The organism is Sphingomonas sp. LH128 (genome assembly GCF_000293195.2).
Taxonomy (GTDB): domain Bacteria; phylum Pseudomonadota; class Alphaproteobacteria; order Sphingomonadales; family Sphingomonadaceae; genus Novosphingobium; species Novosphingobium resinovorum_A.
Genome location: NZ_ALVC01000299.1, coordinates 1 through 25,777 on the forward strand (window position 1 = coordinate 1; position 25,777 = coordinate 25,777).

Below are 25,777 nucleotides of genomic sequence, written 5' to 3' on the forward strand. Positions count from 1 at the left end.
GGGACGCGGGGTTTTGTTTTCCGTGAAGCTCTGGCGAGCGGCCGGGTAACTCACGGTGCAGCCCGGCTCGACCTGTATTCCATCGGAAAGTCCCATGTGGCCGTCGTTAGGGTTCGCAGCGTTATCGGCCGAAGGCTATCCGGGATGGCCGTCCCATGCCCTGCCGTGTGTCGCAGGAACGTATGGACGGCGTTTCCAGTAGCGCAGAGACAGTCCGGGTCTTCTATGGACGCGTGGTTTGCGCGATCGCGGCTGAAACCGCATCCCGGCCCACGACGCCGACCCGATACACCTCTCCGGCGTGATCATCGCCGGATCGGATGTCGGGTCATATAACCTATTTGGCGATAAATGTCAAGAATGCGGCGGATGATCCCCGGTGCGCTCCAGCACTTCGCCATCAAGCCGCCGATAGAAGCAGCTGCGCGCACCGGTGTGGCAGGCCGGACCTTCCGGCGTCACGCGCAATTCCAACGCGTCCTGATCGCAATCGACGCGAATTTCCTCGACGCGCAGGAAATGGCCCGAGGTCTCACCCTTCAGCCACAGCTTGCCCCGCGACCGCGAATGGAAATGCGCCAGCCCCGTTTCACGCGTCTTCGCCAGTGCCTCGGCATCCATGTAAGCGACCATCAGGATCTCGCGCGAGCGCGAATCGACGGCGATGGCGATGAGCAATCCCTGGGCGTCGAAGCGCGGCAGGAACGCCGTTCCCAGTTCACGCTCGGCGGCTGTCACGTCTGTCATCCTCGGACTAATCCCTGTTCCCGCTAACAGCGGCATAATTGTTGCACCACAGCCACAGCAAGGGACCAAAATCCACGTCAGTCAGCGAAGTCTCTTTCCAAAAAAGACGATTCGATGAATTCTGGCTTTGCAGCTGGGGGGCTGCTTCTGACCCACAGGTCGCTCGCAGGCAAGTGTTCGGCAAGGAACACCGGTCTGAAACGGAAAGCGGGCCACGGTTCAGGGAATGCTTTGATGAGGGATCGGACCAGGCGGTATCAGGGGCACCGCTGAACTGCGCAAGCAGGGTTCAAACAGTTTCGTCACGAGGACGCCCGGAACTCACAAGGTTCCGGGCGTTTTCGTATTCAGGGCGAATCGCCTCAGGTCGCATCGAGCGCTTCATCCAGTACGCGGGCGAAGCAGGCTATCACCACCTGCTCCGCCCCTGCCCGCTTCAGCGCCGAGACGCAGGCATCGCTGGTGGCACCGCTGGTCAGCACGTCATCGACGAGGACCACCTTCGCACCTTTCAGCGCTGCCTTCCGCTTCGGATGGACGGCAATCGCACCCGATAAGGCCCGCTTGCGTGCCAGCTTGCCCATGCCGCCCAGCGAGCGCGTCGCCTTGCGTCGCACCAGCGTATCGACCGCGAGGCCCGCGCCGCTGCGCCGCCCGATCTGCCGGGCCAGCTCCGCCGCCTGATTGTACCCGCGTTTCCACAGCCGCCAGCGATGCAGCGGTACCGGCACCAGCAGCCAGTCGGCATCGACGAAAGGCAGCTTGGGCACCATCAGCCCGGCCATCATCGGTGCCAGCGCGATGCGATTCCCGTGTTTGAACGCCAGCACCAGCTTGCGCGAAGGTTCGTTGTAGAGCGTCGCGGCCGCGATCCCGGCATGGCGCGGCGGATCGGCAAGGCACGGGCCGCACGTGCCGCCCTCCGGCATCGTATCGCCGAAAGGCCGCTGGCAGGCCGCGCAAGCCGGATCGCCCGGGATCGCCAGCGTACTCCAGCAATCCGCACAGAGCCCCGCCGCCGAACCGATCGCCGCCCCGCACAGCGGGCAACGCGGCGGAAACACGAGATCGACGAGCGGTGCGAGTATGTGTCCCAGGCCCATGGCGCGATCCTATGCACGCCCGGTTGCAGGACAAGCACGCCACGAGGGCATTGCAAGGTTTTCATCGACGCGGCAGGGGAGCATCCATGGCAACCAAGGCTCCCCCCCGCATCTTCTGCCCCGCCCGCCGCATCGCCCTGCGCCGCCGGATGCTCCGGCTCCAGCAGCAGCCGGATGCGCCGCGCTACCTGATCGACGACATGGTGGAGGACGTGCTCGAACGCCTCTCTTTCCTGCGCTTCGAACCGAAGACGGCGCTGGTTGTCGGCGATTACTCGGGCGCGCTGGCTCTGGCGCTACGGGCGCAGGGTGTGACGGTGACCGAAGTGGACCCGGCCATCGGCTTCGTTGAAGAACAGCCCTGGCCGTTCGACGGCTTCGACCTCATCGCCAGCCTCGGCACGCTGGACACCGTCAACGACCTTCCCGGCGCCTTCGTCCACGCACGCAAGGCGCTGGCGCCCGGCGGACTGCTGATCGCCAGCTTCCTCGGCTCCGGCAGCCTGCCGGTCATGCGCGAGGTGATGCTGGCGGCGGACGGCGAGCGCCCTGCCCCGCGCCTTCACCCCTCGGTGGACGTGCGTGCGGGAGCGCAACTGCTCCAGCGCACGCTCTATGCCGACCCCGTGGCGGACCATCGCCATCTGGACGTGGGGTTCCGCAGCCTTGGGCGGCTTGTCGAGGACCTGCGCGCGCAGGGTCTTGCCAATGTGCTCGCCGATCCCGGTCCGGCGCTCGGCAAGGCAGGGCTTGCGCGGGCCCACGATGCGTTTGCGGCCGCCGGTGAGGGCGGTCGCACGGTAGAGCGGTTCGAGATCATGACGCTGTCCGGCTGGAAGCGCTGAACCCGTAAATCTCATCGTCATTGCGAGGACCGAAGGTCCGAAGCAATCCAGAGCGGCCCAAACCGCCCTGGATTGCTTCGCTCGCAATGACTAACGCTGCCTTGCTTACGCCAGCGCGGCCTGAGCCGCCGCCAGACGCGCGATCGGCACGCGGTAGGGCGAGGCCGAGACGTAATCCAGACCCACCTTCTCGCAGAACGCGATCGAGGCCGGGTCGCCGCCGTGCTCGCCGCAGATGCCGAGCTTGAGGTCGGCATAGGTCGCACGGCCGCGCTCGGCGCCGAGCTGGACCAGCTGGCCCACGCCCTCGATGTCGAGGCTGACGAACGGATCGCGCGGGTAGATGCCCTTCTCGACGTAGGGGCTGAGGAAGCGCGCGGCATCGTCGCGCGAGACGCCCAGCGTGGTCTGCGTCAGGTCGTTGGTGCCGAACGAGAAGAACTTCGCTTCTTCCGCGATCTCGCCCGCCATCAGGGCTGCGCGCGGCAGCTCGATCATGGTGCCCACGAGATAGTCGAGCGTCTTGCCCTTCTCCTCGAACACCTTGGCCGCGGCCTGATCGACGACCTTCTTGAGAATCGCCAATTCGCGCTTGGTGGCGACGAGCGGAATCATCACTTCCGGCACGATCGCCTCACCCGATGCCGAGGCGACGTCGCAGGCTGCCTCGAAGATGGCGCGGGCCTGCATCTCGTAGATCTCGGGGAAGGTGATGCCCAGGCGGCAACCGCGATGGCCGAGCATCGGGTTGAACTCGTGCAGTTCGTCCGCGCGGCGCTTGAGCGTATCCACGCCGATGCCGATCGCGTCCGACAGCTCCGCGAATTCCGCGTCGCTGTGCGGCAGGAATTCGTGCAGCGGCGGGTCGAGCAGGCGGATGGTGACGGGCAGGCCCGCCATCACCTCGAAGATCGCCTGGAAGTCGGCGCGCTGTTCGGGGAGCAGCTTGGCCAGCGCTTCGCGGCGTCCCTTCTCGTCCTCGGCCAAGATCATCTGGCGCACGGCGGAGATGCGGGTGGCGTCGAAGAACATGTGCTCGGTACGGCACAGGCCGATGCCCTCGGCACCGAACTGGCGCGCCATCTTGCAGTCGGCGGGCGTCTCGGCGTTGGTGCGCACCTTCATGCGGCGGTGCTTGTCGGCCCACTCCATGAGCGTGCCGAAATCGCCTGCCAGTTCCGGCTCGATGGTGGCGACTTCGCCTGCCATGATCTCGCCGTTGGCGCCGTCGAGGGTGATGAGGTCGCCCTCCTTCAGCTCGCGGTTGCCGATGCGCAGGGTGCGGGCCTTCATGTCGATCGACAGCCCCGATGCGCCCGAGACGCAGGGACGGCCCATGCCGCGCGCCACGACCGCCGCGTGGCTGGTCATGCCGCCGCGTGCGGTGAGGATGCCCTTCGCCGCATGCATGCCGTGGATGTCCTCAGGCGAGGTTTCCACGCGGACGAGGACGACCGCCTCGCCCATTTCCGCGCGCTTCTCGGCGGTGTCGGCGTCGAGCACGATCGCGCCCGAAGCCGCGCCCGGCGATGCGGGCAGGCCCTTGCCGAGAATGTCGCGCGGCGCCTTGGGGTCGAGCGTGGGGTGAAGCAGCTGATCGAGCGCCATCGGATCGACGCGCTTGATCGCGGTAGCTTCGTCGATCAGGCCTTCCTCGACCATGTCGACGGCCATCTTGAGCGCAGCCTTGGCGGTGCGCTTGCCCGAGCGGGTCTGCAGCATCCACAGCTTGTTCTGCTGCACCGTGAACTCGATGTCCTGCATGTCGCGGTAGTGCTTTTCGAGCAGGTCGAACACGGCGGCGAGTTCGGCGTATGCCTCGGGCATCGCCTCTTCCATCGACAGCGGCTTGGCCCCGGCGCGCTCGCGCGCGGCCTTGGTCAGGTACTGCGGGGTGCGGATGCCGGCGACGACGTCCTCGCCCTGCGCGTTGACCAGCCATTCGCCGTAGTAGGCGCGCTCGCCGGTCGCCGGGTCGCGGGTGAACGCGACGCCGGTGGCCGAAGTGTCGCCCATGTTGCCGAAGACCATGGCCTGCACGTTGACGGCGGTGCCCCAGTCACCGGGGATGTCGTTGAGGCGGCGGTAGACCTTGGCGCGGTCGGCGTCCCAGCTGTCGAACACGGCCTGGATCGCGCCCCACAGCTGCTCCTGCGGGTCCTGCGGGAACGGCTTGCCCAGTTCACGCTCGACGATCGCGGTGTATTCCTTGACCAGCTTGCGCCAGTCGTTCGCGGTCAGTTCGACGTCGTTGTCGTAGCCGTTGTCTTCCTTGGCGATCTCCAGCGCTTCCTCGAACAGATGGTGTTCGACGCCGAGCACGACGTCCGAATACATCTGGATGAAGCGACGGTAGCTGTCCCACGCAAAGCGGTCGTCACCCGAAGTAGCGGCGAGACCCTCCACGGTCACGTCGTTCAGGCCGAGGTTCAGCACGGTGTCCATCATGCCCGGCATCGAGACGCGCGCGCCCGAGCGGACCGAGACCAGCAGCGGATCAGTAGAATCACCGAAGGACTTGCCGACCGACTTTTCGATATGGGCCAGCGCCTCGGCCACTTCGGCCCGCAGTTCGTCCGAGAAGTTCGCGCCCTCCGCGAGATACTTCACGCATTCTTCGGTGGTGATGGTGAAGCCGGGAGGCACCGGCAGGCCGATTCCGGCCATCTCGGCAAGGTTCGAGCCCTTGCCTCCGGTGATCACCTTGTCCTTCGCGCGCGGATCGTCGTGCTTTACGCCGCCGCCGAACGTGTAGACCTGCTTAGTCATTAGTCCCAAATCTCCGGGATTTTTGCGCAAGAATGCAGACCGTGGGGAAACCCTCCTACCCCTCGATCCGCGAGAAATCCGCTACGTTGTGCACCGCAGCACGGAAGCGATCAAGCAGTGCAAGACGAGATGTTCTTTTTATGGAGTCAGTATCGTTGACTGTCACCTGATCAAAGAACCCGTCAATAGGCGCGCGAAGCGATGCCAGCGCACTCATTGCACTTGCGAAATCTTCTGCAGCAACGGCTGTGGCTGCCCGAGGTTCCGCAGCATCGAGCGCGTCGATCAACGCCTGTTCCGCCGGTTCGGCCGCATAGCCGAGGCCTGAGCCTGCCGCAGCATAGATTTCCTGCATGTCGGGATCGTCCACGTTTTCGAGCGGGTCCTCGTCACCGGTATGCGGGTGCGCGGGTGCAGCATCAGACGCCGACCAGTTTTCCTTCTTGAGGATATTGGCGGCGCGCTTGTAGCCCGCGAGGAGGTTCGCGCCGTCCTCGCTGCCGACGAACGCCTGCAGCGCATGGACGCGGGCGAGCAGGCGGACCAGATCGTCCTCGCCGCCGAGCGCGAACACCGCGTCGATCAGGTCGTGGCGAACGCCCGCTTCCTTCTGCTGTACCTTGAGGCGGTCGGCGAAGAAGTTAAGCAAGTCCAGCGATCTTTGCTCAATCTCAAGTTGCAGCGGCGACATATAACGTTTGTTTAAAGGTATGTTTTGGGATGCAGAGATGCTCTCGACAGCTTGCCCAAGCGCAGTCAGGCGACCGCAAATGCTCTCATTCTGCTCGCAAAGTATCGCAAGAACTCGATCAAATATTGGCAGCAGATCGGCTCGAAGATCGTTCTTTGTGATCTGAACCTGAGTTCCGATAGTCGCACGGCGCAAGGCGAATGGATCTTTGGAGCCCGTAGGCCTCTCTTCAATGGCAAAGAAGCTGACAAGCGTATCCAGCTTATCCGCCAGCGACACAGCCACCGTAACCGGTGCGGTGGGCACTTCGTCGCCCTGCCCGACAGGCTTGTAGTGGTCGCGGATGGCGTCGGCCACGGCGTCGGGCAGGCCCTCGGCGCGGGCGTAGTAGCCGCCCATGAGCCCCTGCAGCTCGGGGAACTCGCCGACCATCTCAGTGACGAGATCGGCCTTGCACAATTCCGCCGCCTGGCGCGCCAGTACGGGATCGCAGTTCGGGACGATGCCCTCGGCGGCCAGCCACTCGGCCAGCTTGGCCACGCGCTCGACCTTGTCGGCAACGGTGCCCAGCTTCTCGTGGAAGGTGATGCGGGCCAGCTTCTTCGCCTGATCCGACAGCGAAACCTTGCGGTCCTGCTGCCAGAAGAAGCGCGCGTCGGACAGGCGTGCCGCCAGAACCTTGCGGTTGCCCGCGACGATCCCGACGCCGCCGTCGGTGGCGTCGATGTTGGCGGTGCAGACGAAGGCGTCGGCGAGATTGCCCTCGGCGTCCTCGCAGACGAAATACTTCTGGTTCACGCGCGCGGTCAGCTGGATCGTCTCGGGCGGGACTTCGAGGAACGCCTCGTCAAAACGGCCGAGCAGCGGCACCGGCCATTCGGTGAGGCCGGCGTTCTCGATCACCAGCCCCTCGTCCTCGACCAGCTTGAGACCGGCGGCGGCAGCGACGTTGCGCGCCTCGTCGCGGATCAGGTCCTGACGTTCGACATGGTCGACGATGACGTGGCAGGCGGACAGCTTGCGGGCATAGTCATGCGCGCCGCCGATGGTGATGTCACCGGGCGCGTGGAAGCGGTGGCCCTTGGTGGCATAGCCCGAGCGGATGCCGCCGACTTCGCATTCGACAAGGTCCTCGCCCAGAATGGCGACGATGCCGGAGAGCGGGCGCACCCAGCGCAGCGAATCCGTGCCGATCGAGGCGGCGCCCCAGCGCTGCGACTTGGGCCAGGGGAAGGCGCGCACGATAGCAGGGATCGCCTCGGCCAGCACGTCCTTCACGGCGCGGCCGGGCTTCTCGACGACGGCGAAGTACGTGTCCTTGCCCTTGACGTCGCGGACTTCGAGCTGGTTTTTGGTCAGGCCGGTCTTGCGCAGGAAGCCTTCGAGCGCCTGCTCGGGCGCGCTGGTGGCGGGGCCTTTGGTCTCCTCGCTGACGGCCTCGGTCACGTCGGGCAGACCGTTGGCGATCAGCGCGAGACGGCGCGGCGTGGACCATACGGTGATCTGGCCGGGCGTGACGCCAGCGGCGGCGAGTTCCTTGCGGAACAGCTTTTCCAGATCGGCGCGCGCGCCCGCCTGCATGCGGGCGGGGATTTCTTCACTGCGCAGTTCGAGAAGGAAGTCGGTCATGTCAGTGGCCCGTTTCGCGGGTTGATAGGTGGGCGCTGTGGTCCTTCGACAGGCTCAGGACGAGCGGAGTTGGGGGAAGACGTCCTTCTACACCCCGCTCAGGCTGAGCTTGTCGAAGCCTCATACGGTCCACCCGGGGAACTTGGCTTCCCACTTGTCCTTGTTCACGTCGATCCACGCCTGACACGACCCCTTGGCGAGATCGCGCACGCGGGCCATGTAGCTGGCGCGTTCCTGCACCGAGATCACGCCGCGCGCCTGTAGCAGATTGAACAGGTGGCTCGCCTCGATCGCCTGATCGTAGGCCGCGAGCGGCACCTTCGCGTCGATGCAGCGCATGCACTCGGCTTCGGCGGCCTTGAAGCCGGCGAACAGCGCATCGGTGTCGGCGATCTCGAAGTTGTACTTCGACTGCTGCTGTTCATTGGCGAGGAAGACGTCGCCGTAGCTCACGCCTTCGTTGTTGAACCTGAGATCGTAGACCGAATCCACGCCCTGGATATACATCGCAAGGCGTTCGAGGCCGTAAGTCAGTTCGCCCGCGACTGGCTTGCAGTCGAAGCCGCCCATCTGCTGAAAATACGTAAACTGCGTCACCTCCATGCCGTCGCACCAGACTTCCCAGCCCAGGCCCCAGGCGCCCAGCGTCGGGCTCTCCCAGTCGTCCTCGACGAAGCGGATGTCATGCTCCAGCGGATCGACGCCGATCTCGGCGAGGCTCTGCAGGTACAGTTCCTGAAGGTTCTCCGGGTTCGGCTTCAGGATCACCTGATACTGGTAGTAGTGCTGCAGCCGGTTCGGGTTCTCGCCGTAGCGCCCGTCGGTCGGGCGGCGCGAGGGCTGGACATAAGCGGCCTTCCACGGCTCGGGACCGAGCGCGCGCAGCGTCGTAGCAGGGTGGAAGGTGCCTGCGCCCATGCGCATGTCGTAAGGCTGCAGGATGAGGCAGCCCTGCGCGCTCCAGAAGTTGTGGAGCGTCAGGATCATGTCCTGGAAGCTGAGCGGCTGTTTGGCGGCGGTCATCGGGGTTCCGTCGAATTCTTGAATGCGCGGCCTTTGGCGGATCGGGGCTGTCAAATCAACAACACAAAGCATTGCTTAGGGCATTGCTTAGGGCATTGCGGCGCATTGCGGCACCGCCCGCGCCCGCGTCGTTTGCGGATCGTGTTCATCTCCATTGCCGTCTGCATCGTATGGTGCATAGGGTGGGACCGGCGTCGCTGGCGCTGATCCGTTCACGCCGCTTTACAGTTTCCTCCCCGATAGGTTTGCCATGCCCCGCGTTCGTACCCTTATTCGTAGCGGGCTCGGCTCCGCCCTGCTCGCCTTCACCGCCCTGTCGTCCCCGCTCGCCTCGGCGCAGGAGACGGCGCAAGCATCCGCCGTCCGACCGGCACTCTGGAAAGTCGCGGACGAGGACACCACGATCTGGCTGTTCGGCACGATCCACGTCCTGCCCGAGCAGGTGGACTGGTACGCCGGTCCGGTCGCCAAGGCGCTCGACAGCGCGCAGGAACTGGTGACCGAGATACCCATAGACGACACCGAACAGGCGCAGGGCACGATCCTGCAGATGGCCGCGCGCAAGGATGGCAAGTCCCTGCGCGACACGCTCTCCGCCAAGGAGCGCACCGCCTACGAGGGCGCGCTGACATCCATCGGCATCCCGGCGCAGGCTTTCGATGCCAACGATGCCTGGTTCGCCGCACTCATGCTGACGCTGATCCCGCTCAAGACCGCAGGCTACAGCACCGAGACCGGGATAGACCAGCAGGTCGCCGCCAGGGCGCGGGCGCGACATCTGGCAAACCATGCCTTCGAGACCGTCGACTACCAGATCGGCCTGTTCGACAATCTATCCGAGCCGACCCAGCGCGCCTATCTCGACGAAGTGGTCGAAGCGCTGCCCGACGTGAAAACCGACGTCGACAGGATGGTCGCCGCGTGGAAGGCAGGCGATGCCGACCACCTCGCCGAACTGATGAACGAAGACGAGAGCGATCCGGAAATCCGCAAGGTGCTGATCACCGACCGCAATGCCAACTGGGCGAAGTGGCTCAAGGCGCGCCTCGACAAGCCGGGCACGGTGTTCGTCGCGGTGGGCGCCGGACATCTCGCCGGGCCGGGCAGCGTGCAGGACCAGCTTGCCGCAGCGGGCGTTTCCTCGACCCGGGTGCAGTAGATGATCCGTCGTTTTGCGGTACTTCTGGCGATCGCCGGGCTGGTCGCCTGTTCGAGCGAGCCCCAGCAGGCCAACCCCGCGTTGTGGCGGGTCGAGGACGGTCGGGGCCACGCCGGTTGGCTCTTCGGCACGATCCACAGCGCCGAGCGCCCCCTCGCCTGGCGCACGGCGAAAGTCGGTTCCGCACTGGACGAAGCCGGATCGATCATGGTCGAAGTCGGCAACCTCGCGAACGAGGCGGAAGTCGCCGCCACTTTCGAAAGCCTCGCGCGCAGCGAGAACGAACCGCCGCTTTCCGAACGCGTACCGCCGAAAGACCGCGCCGCTCTGGCCACTTTGCTGAAAAAGAGCGGCCGGGGCGACGGCGACTTCGCGGCGATGGATACCTGGGCCGCAGCCCTGACGCTCGCCCGCGCAGGGGCTGACGAAGGCGATACCCGCAACGGTGTCGACCGCGCCGTGATCGCGGCGGCGGGGCAAAAGCCGGTGGTCGAACTCGAAGGCGCTGCCGCGCAGCTCGGCCTGTTCGACGCCCTGCCCGAGCGCGAGCAGCGCGACCTCCTCGCCGCCGTTGTCGCCGAGGCCGCCTATCCCGAACGCGATCTTTCGGCCAGCTGGCGCAAGGGCGACATGAACGCGATCGAGGCGGAGACCCGCTCGGGCCTGCTCGCCGACCCGGAACTGCGCGCGGTGCTGTTCACCGGCCGCAACCGGCGCTGGACTGGCCGGATCGCACAGGCGGTTCGCTCGGGCAGCAAGCCGTTCGTGGCTGTCGGCGCAGCGCACATGGCCGGGCCTGAGGGATTACCCGCAATGCTGACGGCCGAGGGGTTCACGGTCACGCGGGTGGAGTGAGGCTTTGGGGGCTTCGACAAGCTCAGCCTGAGCGGAATTGGGAGATTTATTCCAACCCCGCTCACCCTGGGCTTGTCGAAGGGTCGCAACCGCCCCCTCAAACACCGCGACATCCCGCCCACGGACGCACGAACGGCTTGCTTTTCCGCCCATCTCCCAGTAAGGGCCGCGCCTTCCTGTCATGGTCATCCCTGGAGGCGTGGCAGGACGGTGCGCACCGATGAGCGGCGCGTCATCGCATTATTATCCAGTTTTGAAAGGCAAGATCCATGAGCGATACGCTTAACCTGCCGGCCGAGACGCGTGATCGGGCTGGCAAGGGAGCCTCCCGTGCACTGCGTCGTGAAGGTCGCGTCCCCGCCGTCATCTACGGTGGCAACGAAGAGCCCCTCGCGATCCACGTCCAGGAAAAGGAGCTGTCCCGCCAGCTCGGAACCGGCCACTTCTTCAACTCGATCATCGAAGTCGAAGTCGACGGCAAGAAGTTCCGCACCCAGCCCAAGGACGTTGCCTTCCACCCGGTCAGCGACCGCCCGCTCCACGCCGACTTCCTGCGTCTCGCCAAGGGCGCGACCGTGCACGTCAACGTGCCCGTCGTGTTCGAGAACGAAGAGCTGTCGCCGGGCCTGAAGCGCGGCGGCGTGCTGAACATCGTTCGCCACGACCTCGAACTGGTCTGCGACGCCGAGAAGATCCCGCACGAGATCACCATCGACGTGACCGGCTTCGACGTGGGCGAATCGATCCACATCAGCCACGTCAAGCTGCCCAAGGGCGTCGAGAGCGCGATCACCGACCGTGACTACACGATCGCGACGATCGCCGCTCCCTCTGCCCTGCGCAGCGAAGAAGGCGAAGCAGCGGCCGAGGCCGAGTAAGCTTCTCCTGCTTTCGGGTAGAAAACGGCCTCTCCCACCCCGCGTGGGAGGGGCCTTTTCTTTTCATGCAACCGCAAGGACGCAGGCAAGGAATACGGATGGCCACGCAGCTTTGGGTCGGTCTGGGCAATCCCGGTCCGCAGTATGTCTTCAACCGCCACAACGTCGGCTTCATGGTTGCCGACGCGATCGCCGAGATTCACGGCTTCGGCCCGGTCCAGAAGAAGTTCCAGGGCTGGCTGCAGGAAGGCCGCATCGGCAGCGACAAAGTGCTGCTGCTCAAGCCCGCTACCTTCATGAACGAGAGCGGCCGCTCGGTGGGCGAGGCGATGCGCTTCTACAAGCTGGACCTGTCCGCCCTCACCGTCTTCCACGACGAACTCGACCTGGCGCCGTTCAAGGTGAAGGTGAAGCAGGGCGGCGGCCATGCCGGGCACAACGGGCTGCGCTCGATCGACCAGCACCTCGGGGCGGAGTTCCGCCGCGTGCGGCTCGGCATAGGCCATCCCGGGCACAAGGACCGCGTCCACGGCTACGTGCTGGGCAACTACGCCAAGGCCGAGATGGACCCGCTGGCCGACATGCTGGGCGCGGTGGCGGCGGAAGCGGATCGGCTTGCGAACGGCGACGACGCCCGCTTCATGAACGACGTGGCGCTGCGCCAGCAGGACTGAAGGGTGTCGAGTTAGCTTACATATGGATCGCTTCACCCCTGCCTGATTCAATGAAATTGGCGGAAATTGGCGATTGGCACGGTGATTGCGTATTGCTGGTCAACCAACACGGGTAACTGGGGTAAGACTACGATGATCCGCAAGACTCTGATCGCTCTCACGATCACCGCCGGCGCCACCGTCGCCATGGCCTCGCCTGCGCAGGCGACCTATTCGAAGGGCAAGCATACGCACTCCTGCGATTGCGGCGACAAGATCGGCAGGAAGATGTGCGGCGGCAGCACCTCCACCAGCAGCTCGACTTCGGGCGGCACCACGACGACTTCGGGTGGCACGACCAGCACCTCGGGTGGCACGACGACTTCGGGCGGTTCGACCTCCGGCGGCACCACTACGACGACCTCCGGCGGCACCACCTCGACCTCGGGCGGTTCGAGCGGTGGTTCCTCGGGCGGCACCGCGGTTCCGGAGCCGGGCATGCTGGGCATGCTGGGTGCAGGCCTGATCGGCCTGGCCTACGCGCGCCGCCGCAAGGCCCGCGCCTGATATTTCGGCACTGGTGCCCACCCCGCTGCGACTAAGGCCTTTGGCCTAAGTCTCGCTCCCTTCCCGCAAGCGGGAGGGGGAGGGGTTGGGGGTGAGTTCTACCTAATCTGGCAAAAAGGCCGTCGCCGGATCACCCGGCGGCGGCCTTCGCCTTTTTCATCTCGCGCGCGATCGCACGGTTGGCGGGATCGAGATCGGCGGCTTTTTCAAGCAGTCGCTGCGCCTCGCCGAGATCGCGCCCCGCCACGACGCGCACCAGTCCGGCGACATAGAGATAGTCCGGATTGTCGCTGCCGAGCGCTACCGCCTTGTCGGCAGCGCGGATGGCGGCATCCCCCTCACCCAGCCCGCTTCGCGCGAATGCGAGGCGCTTGAGCACCTCCGGGTCCTCACCGCGCATCAGCAGTCTCTCGTAGATTCCCGCCGCCGTGGCCCAGCGCTGCCCGGCGATGGCGGATTCGCCTTGGCCGACCAAGGCCATCGTCTCCTTGAGCCGCGCTGGATCGAGCCGCGCCTGCAGCGCCGCCGCCTCGGGCGCGCCGACCGCACGGGCAGCCTGTTCGGCAGCTTCCAGCACCTGCGGCCCGGCCAGCGTCGATGCCGCGAGCGGCTGCAGCGTTGCCCATGCCCCCTGACCGTCGCCGGTCGCCAGCTGCGACTTACCCAGCATCAGCCGGGCATAGGGATTGCCCGGAAGCGCCAGCACCGCCCGCCTGAAGATCACCCGCGCCTGCTCCGCATGGCCCAGCTGCAGCAATGCCTCGCCATAGCGCATGCTCAGCGTGGACCCTGCCGCCAGCTCGGATTCGCGCGTCTGGAGCGTGGTGCGGATCTTCTCCCACTGCCCTTGTTCGGACAGCAGCTGGATTCGCATTACCTCCACCTCCGGGTCGTCAGGCGCCACTTCGGCAGCCTGATCGACCAGCTTCGATGCTTCGTCCAGCTTGCCCAAACCGTCGTAATGCTCGGCCAGCGCCAGCATCGGCGCCGCACGGTCGGGAAACGCATCGATAGCCCCGCGATAGGCGCGCGCGGCATCCTCTTCGCGGCCCTGCGCCGATGCCAGATCGCCTGCCATCACCAGTGCCTCATACGATCGTGGCGCGATGCGCTGCATCTCTCCAAGCAGCGAAGCCGCGCGCGCCAGGTCACCGTTCTCCAGCAGATAGCGGGCGTAGGATTGCGCCAGCCGGATATCGCCCCCCGCTTTCATTCCCTTTTCGAAGGCATCGCGGGCGGCCTCTTCGTCTCCCAGCGCCAGCTGCGCCTCGGCGCGCACGCGCCATCCGTCCACCGAGGTCTCGTTGCCAAGCGTCGCCAGTGCCGCCTTTGCGTCACCACGCAGCAGGGCGACTTCGGCCTTCATCCGGGCCGTATCCTTGCCCCCTGCCCGTTCGAGCCGTCCGATCGCCCCTTCGGCCCCGTCCGGATCGCCGAGCCGCAGTTGCGTCTCCACCAGCAGTGCCAACATCGCGGCATCCGTGGGCCTATCTTTCAGCGCGGAGGCCACTTCGACACGCGCCTGCTGGTAGTTCCCGGCGGCGAAGTCCTCTCGTGCCTTGGAGTAAAGGGTTTCAGGACTGTCTCCGCAAGCCGCCAGGGCGACGAGGGCGACGAGCGGAAGGGCTAGGCGCATGGTGCTCTTCATGGCGGACGGCTTACGTGGAAGACCTGAAATTTCCGTCAACCGCCTGCAACCGCTCTCGCTCTGGCCAAGCGCCCCGCACCCGGCTATGGGCGCGCCTTAAACAGTTTTCGGAGTTTTCGATGGGTTTCCGTTGCGGAATCGTGGGTCTGCCCAATGTCGGCAAGTCGACCTTGTTCAATGCGCTGACCGAGACGCAGGCGGCGCAGGCGGCCAACTATCCGTTCTGCACGATCGAGCCCAACGTCGGGCAGGTCGGCGTGCCCGACCCGCGCCTCGATGCGCTGGCGGAAATCGCGGGTTCGGCCAAGATCATCCCGACGCAGCTGTCGTTCGTGGACATCGCCGGCCTCGTGCGCGGCGCGTCCAAGGGTGAAGGCCTCGGCAACCAGTTCCTCGGCAACATCCGCGAAGTCGACGCGATCATCCACGTCCTGCGCTGCTTCGAGAACGACGATATCCAGCACGTCGACAACAAGGTCGATCCCAACGCCGACGCGGACACCGTCGAGACCGAACTGCTGCTTTCCGACCTCGAAAGCCTCGAGAAGCGCGTTCCCGCTGCCCAGAAGAAGGCGACGCAGGGCGACAAGGAGGCCAAGATCGTGGCGTCTGTGCTCGGCCAGGCACTCGACCTGCTGCGCGACGGCAAGCCCGCCCGCCTGACGCAGCCCAAGGACGAGGACGAAGCGCGCGTCTTCGCGCAGGCACAGCTGATCACCGCCAAGCCGGTGCTCTACGTCTGCAACGTCGAGGAAGAAGCCGCCGCCGAGGGCAATGCCTTCTCCGCGCGGGTATTCGAGAAGGCCAAGGCCGAAGGCGCGAGCGCCGTCATCGTCTCGGCCGCGATCGAGGCGGAACTGACCGGCATGGACATGGAGGACCGCATGGTCTTCCTCGAGGAAATGGGCCTTGCCGAAGCCGGTCTCGCGCGCATCATCCGCGCAGGTTACGAACTGCTCGAACTGCTGACGTTCTTCACCGTCGGCCCCAAGGAAGCGCGCGCCTGGACCGTGCACAAGGGCGCCAAGGCCCCCGAGGCTGCGGGCACCATCCACTCCGACATGCAGCGCGGCTTCATCCGCGCCGAAACCATCGCTTATCCCGACTTCATCGCCTGCAAGGGCGAGGCGGGCGCCAAGGAAGCCGGCAAGTTCCGCCAGGAAGGCAAGGAATACGTCGTCGCCGACGGCGACGTGATGCACTTCCGTTTCAACGTCTGAGTAAACGCAGAATAACCGTCGTCCCGGACTTGATCCGGGACCGCTGGCAGTCTTCAGGCGCGACTTACCAATGATGCGCCCTACGGCGATCCTTCAATTCCATCGTCGTCATTCCCGCGAAGGCGGGAACCCATCTCCTGACGGTTCGTGTTGCACCGGCATCAGATGGGTCCCCGCCTTCGCGGGGATGACGGTTCTATTTTAACGGCAGCACTCCCCCTCCTCGAACGCCGCGATGATCGGGCATGGTCCGGTGTCGCTTCCGGCGCATTCCCGCTCCAGCTTGCGCAAGGCGTTTCGCGCCCGTTCGAGCCGGGCGATCTCCTCATCCAGATGCCCGATCCGGGCCTGCGCCATCGTTCGCGCCCGCGCCCGGTCATCGCCCGCATCGAGGCCGAGCAGTTCGGCAATCTCGTCGAGGATGAACCCCGCATCCTTCGCCGCCCTCACGAAGCGCAGGCGCCGCACGTCCTCCTCGCCGTAATGCCGCTGGCCTTTCGCACCCCCGGTGCTGGCCGGGCGCGGGTCGGGGAGGAGGCCCTTGCGCTGATAGAAGCGCACGGTCTCGACACCGACACCTCCGGCATGGGCGAGTTGGGAAATCGTCAGGGCCACGCTTGACTCCGTACTAGGGTACGGAAGTTATAAGCATGGCATGAGCGATCACCAAGCCCCCGCCAGAACCGCCGTGCTGTACCGCATGGTCATGGAAAAACACGTCTGCCCCTACGGCCTCAAGGCCCGGCACCTGCTGAAAAGCCGCGGTTACCGGGTAGAAGACCACTGGCTGACCACCCGCGATGAAGTGGACGCCTTCAAGGCCGAGTACGGCGTCGCCACCACGCCGCAGATCTTCATCGACGGCGAGCGTATCGGCGGCCATTCCGACCTCAAGCGCTTCCTCGGGCTCGATGATCAGGCCAAGCGCATGAGCTATGCGCCGGTGCTCTGGGTGTTCGGAACCGCCGCTGCCGTCGCGCTTGCCGCCAGTTGGGCTTCTCTCGGCTCCCCGCTGACGGTCCATGCGGCGGAGTGGTTCGTGGCTATCACCATGATGCTGCTGGCGATGCTCAAGCTGCAGGACATCGAGACATTCTCCTCGATGTTCCTGGGCTATGATCTGCTGGCGCGGCGATACGTGCCTTACGCCTATGCCTATCCGTTCCTGGAATGGTTCGCGGGCGCCTTCATGGCGGCGGGCGTGCTGAACTGGCTGTCGATCCCGGTGGCGCTGGTCATCGGCGGCGTCGGCGGAGCCTCGGTATTCTACGCGGTCTACGTCCAGAAGCGCGAGTTGAAATGCGCCTGCGTCGGCGGATCGGGCAGCGTGCCGCTGGGCTTCGTGTCGCTGATGGAGAACGTGTTCATGGTCGCCATGGCGCTGTGGATGCTGCTGAAACCGATGGCGATGGGGTGACTGTCCTCAGGTCCGGCAGCGCATGACGCCGTCGGCCCGGTAAGCCACGCGCTCCTGCGAATCGTGAACGATCAGACGGGCGGGCCAGGTCTGCTGGTCGCTGGCGTTTCCCGAGTCAGGGAGCCGCACGATATCGACCCAGCTCGACAGCCCGACATATGTGGTGCGCGCGCCGCCCGGCAGATCGGCGCTCTCGTCTTTCGCGGCGAAGCGCTTGAGGTCGGCTCCTACGCGCATGAAACCTTCGCCGCTGGTGGCGATGAAGATCGGGCCACGCTTTCCGGCGTCCTCTTCTTCGACCACGTCCTTCTCGAAATTGCACCCGGGCTTGTCGAGCCCATAGCGGTCCATGTCGAGTTCGGTGATCGGGATCGGCACGATGGGCTTGAAGGGTTCCTTGCTCATGCGTTCGACCATGGCGACGTCATGCGCATTCTCGGCGGCCTCCTCGGCAGGAGTTTCCCTGCCGCAGCCCGCCAGAAGAGCGAGCGCGGCCAATACCATCGCGTGTTTTCGCATCATTTCCGCCCGAACAGTTTCTCTATGTCGTTATGGGCAAGTTTAACCCACGTGGGGCGGCCATGGTTGCATTGGCCCGAGCGCGGTGTCCGCTCCATTTCGCGCAGCAGCGCATTCATCTCCGCGACCGACAGGAGACGCCCCGCGCGCACCGAACCGTGACAGGCCATCGTCGCCAGCACGAGGTCAAGTTTTTCGCCCAGCAGCAGCGCATCGCCGTTGCGCGCGAGATCGTCCGCCACATCCTGCACCAGCGCGCCAACATCGCTCTTCGACAGCACCGAGGGCACCGCGCGCACCAGCATCGCCGCCGGTCCGAAGCGCTCGAGGATAAGGCCGTGGCGGGCAAGATCGGCCAGCTTGTCCTCCAGCGCATCGCAGGCGGCTTCCTCCAGTTCGACGACTTCGGGCAGCAGCAATGCCTGCGAGCGGTTCATCGCCTCCTCGGCGCCCGCCGCCTTGAGCTTTTCCAGCACAAGCCGTTCGTGCGCCGCATGCTGGTCGACGATAACGAGGCCGTCTTCCGCTTCGGCGACGATGTAGGTCCCCGCCACCTGCCCGCGTGCGACGCCAAGCGGGTATCGCAGCGCTTCCTCGCTCGCTTGTTCGGCCGCTTCGGCGCGGGCGGCGGGCTGGGCCATGACCTCGGCCTCGTAGGAGCGCCACGCCGTGCCCGTCTCCGAAACGCGCGAGGGTTGGTAGTCACTGCGCGGCGCAGAATATTCGCGCGCGAACAGCGAGCCGATCGAGGGGGCAGGCGCAACCGGCTCGACCTGCCACATGTTCATCGCGGCGGCCTGAGGCGGCTGCGCGCTCTTCTGCCCTGCCCCCTCCAGCGCATGCCGCAGCGCGCCGACCAGGAAACCACGTACGAAGGCCGGATCGCGAAAGCGCACCTCGGTCTTGGCGGGATGGACGTTTACGTCCACTTCCTCAGGTGGAATCTCAAGAAACAGGGCCAGCACCGCATGGCGATCGCGCGCCAGCATGTCCGAGTAGGCACCGCGCACCGCGCCGACGAGCAGCTTGTCGCGCACCGGACGGCCATTGACGAACAAGTACTGGTGATCCGCCACGCCGCGATTGTAGGTCGGCAGCCCCGCCACCCCGGTAAGCCGCGCCGTCCCGCGCTCGGCCTCGATGATGACGCCGTCCTCCGCCAGTTCACGCGCGACGAGGCGGGCGACGCGGGCCGCCAGTTCCTCGCGCGGCTGCACGGAGATGGTGCGGCGCCCGTCATGCTCCAGCACGAAACCGACGTCGGGCCGCGCCATGGCGAGACGGCGCACAACATCGAGGCAGACCGCGTATTCCGAGCGCGGCGAGCGTAGGAACTTGCGCCGCGCAGGCACTTTGCCGAAGAGATCCTCGACCCGGATGCGCGTTCCCGGCGGCAATGCGGCGGGCGCGTCCACCGCGACGGTGCCGTGATCGACCACGCGCTTCCAACCCTCGGCAGCATCGTGCGGACGGCTTTCGATCGTCAACCGTGCGACAGAACCGATTGACGGCAACGCTTCGCCCCGGAAGCCCAGCGTCGCCACCAGTTCGATCGCCTCGTCGGGCAGCTTGGAGGTCGCGTGGCGCTCCAGAGCAAGCGCGATCTCGTCAGGGCGCATGCCGCAGCCGTCGTCGGTCACCTCGATCATGTCGAGACCGCCCGAGGCGATCCTCACGGTGATCTGCGTGGAGCCCGCATCGATGGCGTTCTCGACCAGTTCCTTGAGCGCGGACGCCGGCCGTTCGACCACTTCGCCGGCGGCGATGCGGTTGACGAGGTGTTCGGGCAGGCGGCGGATCGTGGGCATCAGGGTCTCGACAAAGATTGGGGGCTTCTCGACAAAATGCGGACGTTGAAGGCGTCATGGACGCATCGTGCGACGGCAGGTCAAACTAGCGACGAAACGGCGCTAATTCGAGACGGGCGATGAGCGTTTCCCCCCGGAATCGGGAACAAAATTTTGGCCTTTCGCGAATCGATGGGCTAAGGGGAGCCCTCCTACCCGCAACCCCCGGTCGTCGATGTCGAGAGTGATTCGGCAAACGATTGGTAAGAAACGGATTTTAGATGGCCGGCCCCTTCTCGCGATTCTTCAAACTCGGCTCCCAGAACATGGCGATCGACCTCGGCACAGCTAATACGCTGGTCTATGTACAAGATCGCGGAATCGTGCTGAACGAACCTTCCGTCGTTGCCATCGAAACCCTGAACGGCGTGAAGAAGGTCAAGGCCGTCGGTGACGACGCCAAGATGATGATGGGCAAGACCCCCGACAACATCGAGGCCATCCGCCCGCTGCGCGACGGCGTCATCGCCGACATCGAAATCGCGGAAGAGATGATCAAGCACTTCATCCGCAAGGTGCACGGCAAGAAGAACCTGTTCCGCTACCCCGAGATCGTGATCTGCGTTCCCTCGGGATCGACCTCGGTGGAGCGCCGCGCCATTCGCGACGCCGCCAGCAACGCGGGTGCCAGCCAGGTCTACCTGATCCTCGAGCCGATGGCCGCGGCGATCGGCGCCGACATGCCCGTCACCGAGCCGGTCGGCTCGATGGTCGTCGACATCGGCGGCGGCACCACCGAAGTCGCGGTGCTCTCGCTGCGCGGCCTCGCCTACACCACTTCGGTGCGCGTGGGCGGTGACAAGATGGACGAGTCGATCGTCTCCTACGTCCGCCGTCACCACAACCTGCTGATCGGCGACGCCACGGCAGAGCGCATCAAGAAGGACTACGGCATCGCCATCATGCCGGCCGACGGCATCGGCGAGACGATCCACATCAAGGGCCGCGACCTCGTCAACGGCGTGCCGAAGGAAATCACCATCAGCCAGGCGAACATCGCCGAGGCTCTGGCCGAGCCGATCGGACAGATCATCGAAGGCGTGCGCATCGCGCTCGAGAACACGGCGCCGGAACTCGCCGCCGACATCGTCGACCAGGGCATCGTGCTGACCGGCGGCGGCGCCCTGATCCAGGGTCTCGACGATTATCTGCGCGAAGAGACCGGCCTGCCCGTCAGCGTCGCGGAAGATCCGCTGTCCTGCGTCGCGCTCGGCACCGGCCGCGCGATGGAAGACCCGATCTATCGCGGCGTCCTGATGTCCGCCTGATCGAATAGGGAGCACCGCGCCGTGCGAGGTGCGGGCTCCTTGAAAAGCGCGGCGGATATCCTGCACCGGACCGCCGCGCGGGAATGACAGGAGTGCATGGCGCATGGCACCGCCAGCCAATCGGCGCTCCGGCTTTTCGCGCAGGGCGCAATATTCGACGTTCTTCCAGTACACCGCCGGCGTGCTCGGCGCGGTGGTGGGATTGGGCCTGCTCGTCGTCTCCATGGTCAATCCGAATGCGTTTTCGGCGCTGCGCGGTGCCGCTTCGGACCTGACGGAGTCACCTGCACAGGCGACCGCCGGCGGGCGGCGCGCTGGCAAGGACTTCATGGCGGAGATCGGCGGCTTCTTCCTTTCGGGACGCGAGCATGCCCGGCTGGAACGCGAACTGGCCGAAGCCAAGGTGCGCATCGCGCGGGCGCAGGCCACCGAAACCGAGAACCGCCGCCTCAAGCAGTTGCTCGATTTGCGCGAGGACGATGGGCGACCGGTCGCCTATGCGCGGCTGGTCAGTTCCACCGGCGCCAGCACCCGCCGCTTCGCGACGCTGGGCGCGGGGACCGACAAGGGCGTGGTAAAGGGCATGCCCGTCCGTTCGCCGATGGGCCTCGTCGGGCGCGTCCTCGAAGTCGGCATGTCGAGTGCGCGCGTGCTGCTCATCACCGATACCGAAAGCATCGTCCCGGTGCGCCGCGCGCGCGACGGCGTGCCCGCCTTTGCGCAAGGACACGGCGACGGCACGATCCGCATCCGACTCGTCAACCTCGGCCTCAATCCGCTGCGCAAGGGTGACGTGATGGTCACCTCCGGCTCGGGGGGGCTCTATCGGCCCGGCACGCCGCTTGCGGTCATCACCGAACTGCTGCGCGACGGTGCGATGGCGCGGGTCCTGAGCAACCCGTCCGACACCGACTACGTCGTCGTCGAGCGCGCCTGGGCACCGCCGCCCCCGCCGCCTCCCGCCGAACCCGCGCCCGGGAGCGAGTGATCGTGCCGCTGCTGTCCGGCAACGACACGGTCGTGAAGCAGAGGATCAACCGCAAGCCCTCGCGCACGATCGCGGGCGGGGTTCCGTGGCTGACGGTGATGCTGGGATCGCTGGCGCCGGGCTGGGTGCTGATCGCGTCGGCGCCCGTCCTGCCCCCGCTGGGCTTCTTGATGTTCATCGCCTGGCGGCAGTTGCGCCCCGGCCTGATGCCGATGTGGGCCGGGCTACCGCTCGGCCTGTTCGACGACCTGTTTTCGGGATCGCCGTTCGGCACCGCCGTGCTACTGTGGTCCTTGTCGACGATCGTTCTGGACCATGTCGAGACACGGCTGCCCTGGCGCAACTTCCTGACCGAGTGGCTGGTGGCGATCGGGCTCATCGTGGCGTATATCGTACTCTGCCTCGGCGTATCGAACATCGCCGGTGCTTCCGCCCCCCTCAATGTGATCGTGCCCCAGATCGTGATTTCCGTGATTATCTACCCGCTCGTCGGCCGCTTCGTGGCCTTGATGGATCGCCTTCGCCTGACCCCCTTCGTGGTCATGCGATGAAGTCCTGCTCATGAAGTTCAATTTCAGGCGTCTGATCCGCGCCCCGCACGTCACCAACGGCACCCTGCGCAACAGCTTCGACCGGCGCACCATCGTCGTCGGCGGCATCCAGGGCGGCATCGGCTGCCTGCTCGCCGCGCGCATGACGTACCTCTCGGTCTTCGAGAACGAGAAGTACAAGCTCAAGGCGGAGAGCAACCGCGTCAACCTGTCGCTGATCCCGCCGCGTCGCGGCTGGATTCTCGACCGCCATGGCCAGCCCCTCGCCTCCAACCGCGCCGACTTTCGCGTCGACGTGATCCCCGAGCGGATGAGCGATCCCGAGCGCACTATCGCCGAACTCGGCAAGCTGCTGTCGCTCACGCCGATCGCGATGCAGGACCTGCAGGACAAGCTGGACCGCTCGCACGGGTTCGCCCCGGTCGAGGTCGCATCCCGCCTGGATTGGGAGCGTTTCGCCTCGGTCAGCGTGCGCCTGCCGGACCTTCCCGGCGTGGTCACCCAGCGCGGCTACTCGCGCTTCTACCCTACCGGCCCCTCTGTAGGCCACCTCATCGGCTACGTCGGCGCCGCCTCGGCCGAGGAGTACGAGAAGGACCACGACCCCGTCCTGCTCACGCCCGGCTACAAGCTGGGCAAGGACGCGCTCGAGAAATTTTACGAGAAGGATCTGCGCGGCACTCCCGGTGCGCGGCGCGTCGAGGTGACCGCCTCGGGCCGCATCGTGCGCGACCTCGACACGCGCGAGGATGTTCCGGGCAAGACCATCAAGACGACCATCGACGCCGCGATCCAGGACTACGCGGCCCGGCGCATCGGCCCCGAATCGGCCGCCGTCGTCGTGATGGACTGCCAGACCGGCGACGTGCTTGCGATGGCGTCGATGCCCAGTTTCGATCCCAACAGCTTTTCCGACGGCATCGGCCGTCTCGAATGGAAGATGCTGTCGGACGACGATCACGTGCCGCTGCGCAACAAGGTGCTGCGCGGGCTCTATCCGCCGGGCTCCACGGTCAAGCCGATGGTGGCGCTATCGTTCATGGAAGCCGGCCTCGATCCGAACGAAAGCGTGTTCTGCGGCGGTGGCCTGCGCGTCGGCAACCGCGTGTTCCACTGCTGGCAGCGGCGCGGCCACGGCCAGGTCAACATGGCCAAGGGCATCTACCAGAGCTGCGACGTCTACTTCTACCACTTCGCCCAGCGCATCGGCATGGATCCGATCGCGGCGATGGCCAAGCGGCTCGGCCTTGGGCAGGAGTTTCCGCTGCCGGTTGCGGGCCAGTCCTACGGCACGGTGCCGAGCCCCGCGTGGAAGCTCAAGAAGTACGACAAGGAATGGCAGACCTTCGACACGGTCAACGCCACGATCGGTCAGGGCTACTTCCTCGTGAACCCGCTGCAGCAGGCGATTCAGGCCTCGCGCATCGCCAGCGGCCGGATCATCATGCCCAGGATGATCCATGGCCATGAACATGAAAAGCAGGCATCCCTCGGCGTGCCCGAGGAGCATCTCGCCTATATTCGGCAGGCCATGTCCGACGTCGCCAACGGTCCCGGATCGGCGCCTCATGCGCGCCTGCCCTTCCCCGACATCAAGCTGGCGGGCAAGACCGGCACCGCGCAAGTCGTCGGCCTCAACGTCGGCAACGGCAAGGGCGGCTTGTGGAAGCACCGCGACCACGGGCACTTCATCTGCTTCGCCCCTGCCGATAACCCACGCTATGCCTGCTCCGTGGTCGTCGAACACGGCGGCGGTTCCGGCGCGGCCTATCCCATCGCGCGCGACGTGCTGACTTACATCTTCGACAAGGAGAAGGGCATGGAAGTCCTCACCGAACTCGAGACGAAGTGGGGCGGCACCGCCAAGGAGCGCCTCGACGCCCGCTTCCGCGCCTATTCCGCGCAGTACGGGGTCGGCGCCCCCAAGGTTTCGCCGGAAGAGGAGCGCCGCAAGCTGCAGGGCGCCGACCAGCCCGACGACCCGCGCCAGCCCATCAGCGAGGCGCAGTCGCCCGCGCCCGAGCCTGCCGACGAGGCCGATCGACCGGCACCGGCGCCCTCGCCTACCGCTACGCCCGCGACTTCGCCCGGGGCCGGAGGATCGCCGCAATGAGCCGCTCCATTGTTCCCGAGGCGATCTCGCGCCAGCCGTGGCAGATGATCATCCCGCTCTGCGGGCTGGTCGGCCTCGGCGCGGCGGTGCTCTATTCGGCGGCGGGCGGCAGCCTGCAGCCTTATGCGCTCAGCCATGTGGTACGCTTCTGCGTGTTCCTGGTCATGGCCATGGTCATCGCCCGGATGAGCCGCAACCTGTTCCGGATGGCGGCCTATCCCATCTACGGCGCGATCCTGATCCTGCTGGTCCTCGTCGAACTGATCGGCGCGGTCGGCGGCGGCAGCCAGCGCTGGCTCAACCTCGGCTTCATGTCGTTGCAACCGTCGGAGCTGATGAAACCCGCGATCGTCCTCGTGCTCGCGCGCTTCTACGAGACGCTGCCCCACGCCATGACCGCCAGCTGGCGCGGCCTCGTCCCGGCGGGCGTGCTGATCGGCGTTCCGGCGCTGTTCGTGCTGATCCAGCCCGACCTGGGCACCGCGACCGCCGTATGCTTCGGCGGCGTGGTGACGATGTTCCTCGCGGGACTTCCCTTGTGGTGGTTTCTGGGCGCGGGCGGTGCCATGATGGTCATCGCCCCGATCGCGTTCTTCACGCTGCTCCACGATTACCAGCGTAACCGCGTGCTGGTGTTCATGGACCCGGAGGGCGACCCGCTCGGCACCGGCTACCACATCACCCAGTCCAAGATCGCGATCGGCTCGGGCGGCATCTTCGGCAAGGGCTTCGGCAACGGCACGCAGAGCCACCTGCAGTATCTGCCCGAACCCCACACCGACTTCGTCTTCGCGACCATGTCGGAGGAGTGGGGTCTGATGGGCGGGCTGTTCGTCCTCTTCGTGTTCACCGTCGTGATCGGCTGGGGCATGGGCGTCGCCCGTCGCGCGCCGGACCGCTTCTCCAGCCTGCTGGCGGCGGGCATGACCGCGACGATGTTCTTCTACGTGATGATCAACCTGATGATGGTCATGGGCCTTGCGCCGGTGGTCGGAATTCCCCTGCCCTTCATGAGCCACGGTGGCACTTCGATGCTCACCAACATGATCTGCCTGGGCACGATCATGGCGGTAAACCGTTGGAATCAGGGCAGAGGGTCACTCGGCTGAAACTTTTTCAAGTTTTCGCTTCCAATGTAAAAATCTGCCGTTATAGGGACCTCTCCGCCGCCGACCGGCGGGGCCGCAAGGCCCTTCGAGGACAGGTAGCGTGGACGCATAGCTCAGTTGGTAGAGCAGCTGACTCTTAATCAGCGGGTCCTTGGTTCGAGCCCAAGTGCGTCCACCA

22 protein-coding genes and 1 tRNA gene are annotated in these 25,777 nt (G+C 65.8%); 14 read left to right on the plus strand and 9 right to left on the minus strand.

All coding sequences use genetic code 11. The features are described 5' to 3' along the window. Positions 1–354: 354 nt before the first annotated feature. Both hisI and LH128_RS21840 read right to left on the minus strand, forming a co-directional pair. Positions 355–747, minus strand: coding sequence for a phosphoribosyl-AMP cyclohydrolase (gene hisI / locus LH128_RS21835; protein WP_008831862.1), 393 nt, complete (start codon positions 745–747; stop codon positions 355–357). Positions 748–1,109: 362 nt separating this feature from the next. After that, a complete protein-coding gene (locus LH128_RS21840; protein WP_008831863.1) occupies positions 1,110–1,850 on the minus strand; it encodes a ComF family protein in 741 nt (246 codons plus the stop codon). 86 nt (positions 1,851–1,936) lie between these two features. Here LH128_RS21840 and LH128_RS21845 point away from each other — a divergent pair, with 86 nt between their 5' ends. After that, complete coding sequence (locus LH128_RS21845; protein WP_008831864.1) at positions 1,937–2,695, plus strand: methyltransferase domain-containing protein; 759 nt, start codon at positions 1,937–1,939, stop codon at positions 2,693–2,695. A gap of 105 nt (positions 2,696–2,800) precedes the next feature. On the opposite strand, the gene ppdK is transcribed toward LH128_RS21845, so the two are convergent. The 3 genes from ppdK to LH128_RS21860 all read right to left on the minus strand — a co-directional run bounded on the left by ppdK (position 2,801) and on the right by LH128_RS21860 (position 8,807). After that, a complete protein-coding gene (gene ppdK / locus LH128_RS21850) occupies positions 2,801–5,464 on the minus strand; it encodes a pyruvate, phosphate dikinase (RefSeq protein ID WP_008831865.1) in 2,664 nt (887 codons plus the stop codon). A 55-nt stretch (positions 5,465–5,519) separates the two neighbouring features. Beyond that, entirely contained in the window at positions 5,520–7,784 is a 2,265-nt protein-coding gene (gene glyS / locus LH128_RS21855) for a glycine--tRNA ligase subunit beta (protein WP_008831866.1), read from the minus strand. A 120-nt stretch (positions 7,785–7,904) separates the two neighbouring features. Next, positions 7,905–8,807: a glycine--tRNA ligase subunit alpha gene (locus tag LH128_RS21860; protein ID WP_008831867.1), complete on the minus strand. Its 903-nt coding sequence runs from the start codon at positions 8,805–8,807 to the stop codon at positions 7,905–7,907. A 250-nt stretch (positions 8,808–9,057) separates the two neighbouring features. Between LH128_RS21860 and LH128_RS21865 the strand changes: the two genes are divergently transcribed. The 5 genes from LH128_RS21865 to LH128_RS21885 all read left to right on the plus strand — a co-directional run bounded on the left by LH128_RS21865 (position 9,058) and on the right by LH128_RS21885 (position 12,919). After that, the gene (locus LH128_RS21865; RefSeq protein ID WP_008831868.1) at positions 9,058–9,966 is read left to right on the plus strand and encodes a TraB/GumN family protein; all 909 of its coding nucleotides are present in this window, start codon (positions 9,058–9,060) and stop codon (positions 9,964–9,966) included. Continuing rightward, entirely contained in the window at positions 9,967–10,821 is an 855-nt protein-coding gene (locus LH128_RS21870) for a TraB/GumN family protein (protein ID WP_008831869.1), read from the plus strand. It begins immediately after the preceding gene. A 269-nt stretch (positions 10,822–11,090) separates the two neighbouring features. Next, positions 11,091–11,699, plus strand: a complete 609-nt coding sequence (locus tag LH128_RS21875; RefSeq protein ID WP_008831870.1) for a 50S ribosomal protein L25/general stress protein Ctc — start codon at positions 11,091–11,093, stop codon at positions 11,697–11,699. A 98-nt stretch (positions 11,700–11,797) separates the two neighbouring features. Continuing rightward, complete coding sequence (gene pth, locus LH128_RS21880) at positions 11,798–12,373, plus strand: aminoacyl-tRNA hydrolase (protein WP_008831871.1); 576 nt, start codon at positions 11,798–11,800, stop codon at positions 12,371–12,373. Positions 12,374–12,505: 132 nt separating this feature from the next. Beyond that, positions 12,506–12,919: a PEP-CTERM sorting domain-containing protein gene (locus LH128_RS21885; RefSeq protein ID WP_036523082.1), complete on the plus strand. Its 414-nt coding sequence runs from the start codon at positions 12,506–12,508 to the stop codon at positions 12,917–12,919. A 130-nt stretch (positions 12,920–13,049) separates the two neighbouring features. Here the strand turns inward: LH128_RS21885 and LH128_RS21890 are convergent, their stop codons facing one another. Further along, positions 13,050–14,567, minus strand: a complete 1,518-nt coding sequence (locus LH128_RS21890) for a tetratricopeptide repeat protein (protein ID WP_008831873.1) — start codon at positions 14,565–14,567, stop codon at positions 13,050–13,052. Positions 14,568–14,686: 119 nt separating this feature from the next. Here LH128_RS21890 and ychF point away from each other — a divergent pair, with 119 nt between their 5' ends. Next, positions 14,687–15,787, plus strand: a complete 1,101-nt coding sequence (gene ychF / locus LH128_RS21895; RefSeq protein ID WP_008831874.1) for a redox-regulated ATPase YchF — start codon at positions 14,687–14,689, stop codon at positions 15,785–15,787. A 201-nt stretch (positions 15,788–15,988) separates the two neighbouring features. Here the strand turns inward: ychF and LH128_RS21900 are convergent, their stop codons facing one another. Beyond that, a complete protein-coding gene (locus LH128_RS21900) occupies positions 15,989–16,402 on the minus strand; it encodes a MerR family transcriptional regulator (protein ID WP_008831875.1) in 414 nt (137 codons plus the stop codon). A 40-nt stretch (positions 16,403–16,442) separates the two neighbouring features. On the opposite strand from LH128_RS21900, the gene LH128_RS21905 reads away from it, so the two are divergent. Next, complete coding sequence (locus LH128_RS21905; protein WP_008831876.1) at positions 16,443–17,204, plus strand: MauE/DoxX family redox-associated membrane protein; 762 nt, start codon at positions 16,443–16,445, stop codon at positions 17,202–17,204. A gap of 6 nt (positions 17,205–17,210) precedes the next feature. Here the strand turns inward: LH128_RS21905 and LH128_RS21910 are convergent, their stop codons facing one another. Both LH128_RS21910 and mutL read right to left on the minus strand, forming a co-directional pair. Beyond that, positions 17,211–17,726 carry a hypothetical protein gene (locus LH128_RS21910; protein ID WP_037520801.1) on the minus strand — a complete coding sequence of 172 codons (516 nt, stop codon included), beginning with the start codon at positions 17,724–17,726 and terminating at the stop codon, positions 17,211–17,213. Beyond that, the gene (mutL, locus tag LH128_RS21915; RefSeq protein ID WP_008831878.1) at positions 17,723–19,531 is read right to left on the minus strand and encodes a DNA mismatch repair endonuclease MutL; all 1,809 of its coding nucleotides are present in this window, start codon (positions 19,529–19,531) and stop codon (positions 17,723–17,725) included. Before mutL ends, LH128_RS21910 begins: the two co-directional genes overlap by 4 nt. Before the next feature lie 260 nt (positions 19,532–19,791). On the opposite strand from mutL, the gene LH128_RS21920 reads away from it, so the two are divergent. The 6 genes from LH128_RS21920 to LH128_RS21945 all read left to right on the plus strand — a co-directional run bounded on the left by LH128_RS21920 (position 19,792) and on the right by LH128_RS21945 (position 25,777). Next, positions 19,792–20,838 carry a rod shape-determining protein gene (locus tag LH128_RS21920; RefSeq protein ID WP_008831879.1) on the plus strand — a complete coding sequence of 349 codons (1,047 nt, stop codon included), beginning with the start codon at positions 19,792–19,794 and terminating at the stop codon, positions 20,836–20,838. Between the two features lie 103 nt (positions 20,839–20,941). Further along, positions 20,942–21,826, plus strand: a complete 885-nt coding sequence (gene mreC / locus LH128_RS21925) for a rod shape-determining protein MreC (protein WP_008831880.1) — start codon at positions 20,942–20,944, stop codon at positions 21,824–21,826. Between the two features lie 2 nt (positions 21,827–21,828). Further along, the gene (mreD, locus tag LH128_RS21930; protein ID WP_231958158.1) at positions 21,829–22,377 is read left to right on the plus strand and encodes a rod shape-determining protein MreD; all 549 of its coding nucleotides are present in this window, start codon (positions 21,829–21,831) and stop codon (positions 22,375–22,377) included. A 10-nt stretch (positions 22,378–22,387) separates the two neighbouring features. Then, positions 22,388–24,490 carry a penicillin-binding protein 2 gene (gene mrdA, locus LH128_RS21935; RefSeq protein WP_008831882.1) on the plus strand — a complete coding sequence of 701 codons (2,103 nt, stop codon included), beginning with the start codon at positions 22,388–22,390 and terminating at the stop codon, positions 24,488–24,490. After that, a complete protein-coding gene (gene rodA, locus LH128_RS21940; protein WP_008831883.1) occupies positions 24,487–25,599 on the plus strand; it encodes a rod shape-determining protein RodA in 1,113 nt (370 codons plus the stop codon). The genes mrdA and rodA overlap by 4 nt, the downstream gene beginning before the upstream one ends. Positions 25,600–25,701: 102 nt before the next feature. Then, positions 25,702–25,777 (plus strand) — tRNA-Lys (locus LH128_RS21945).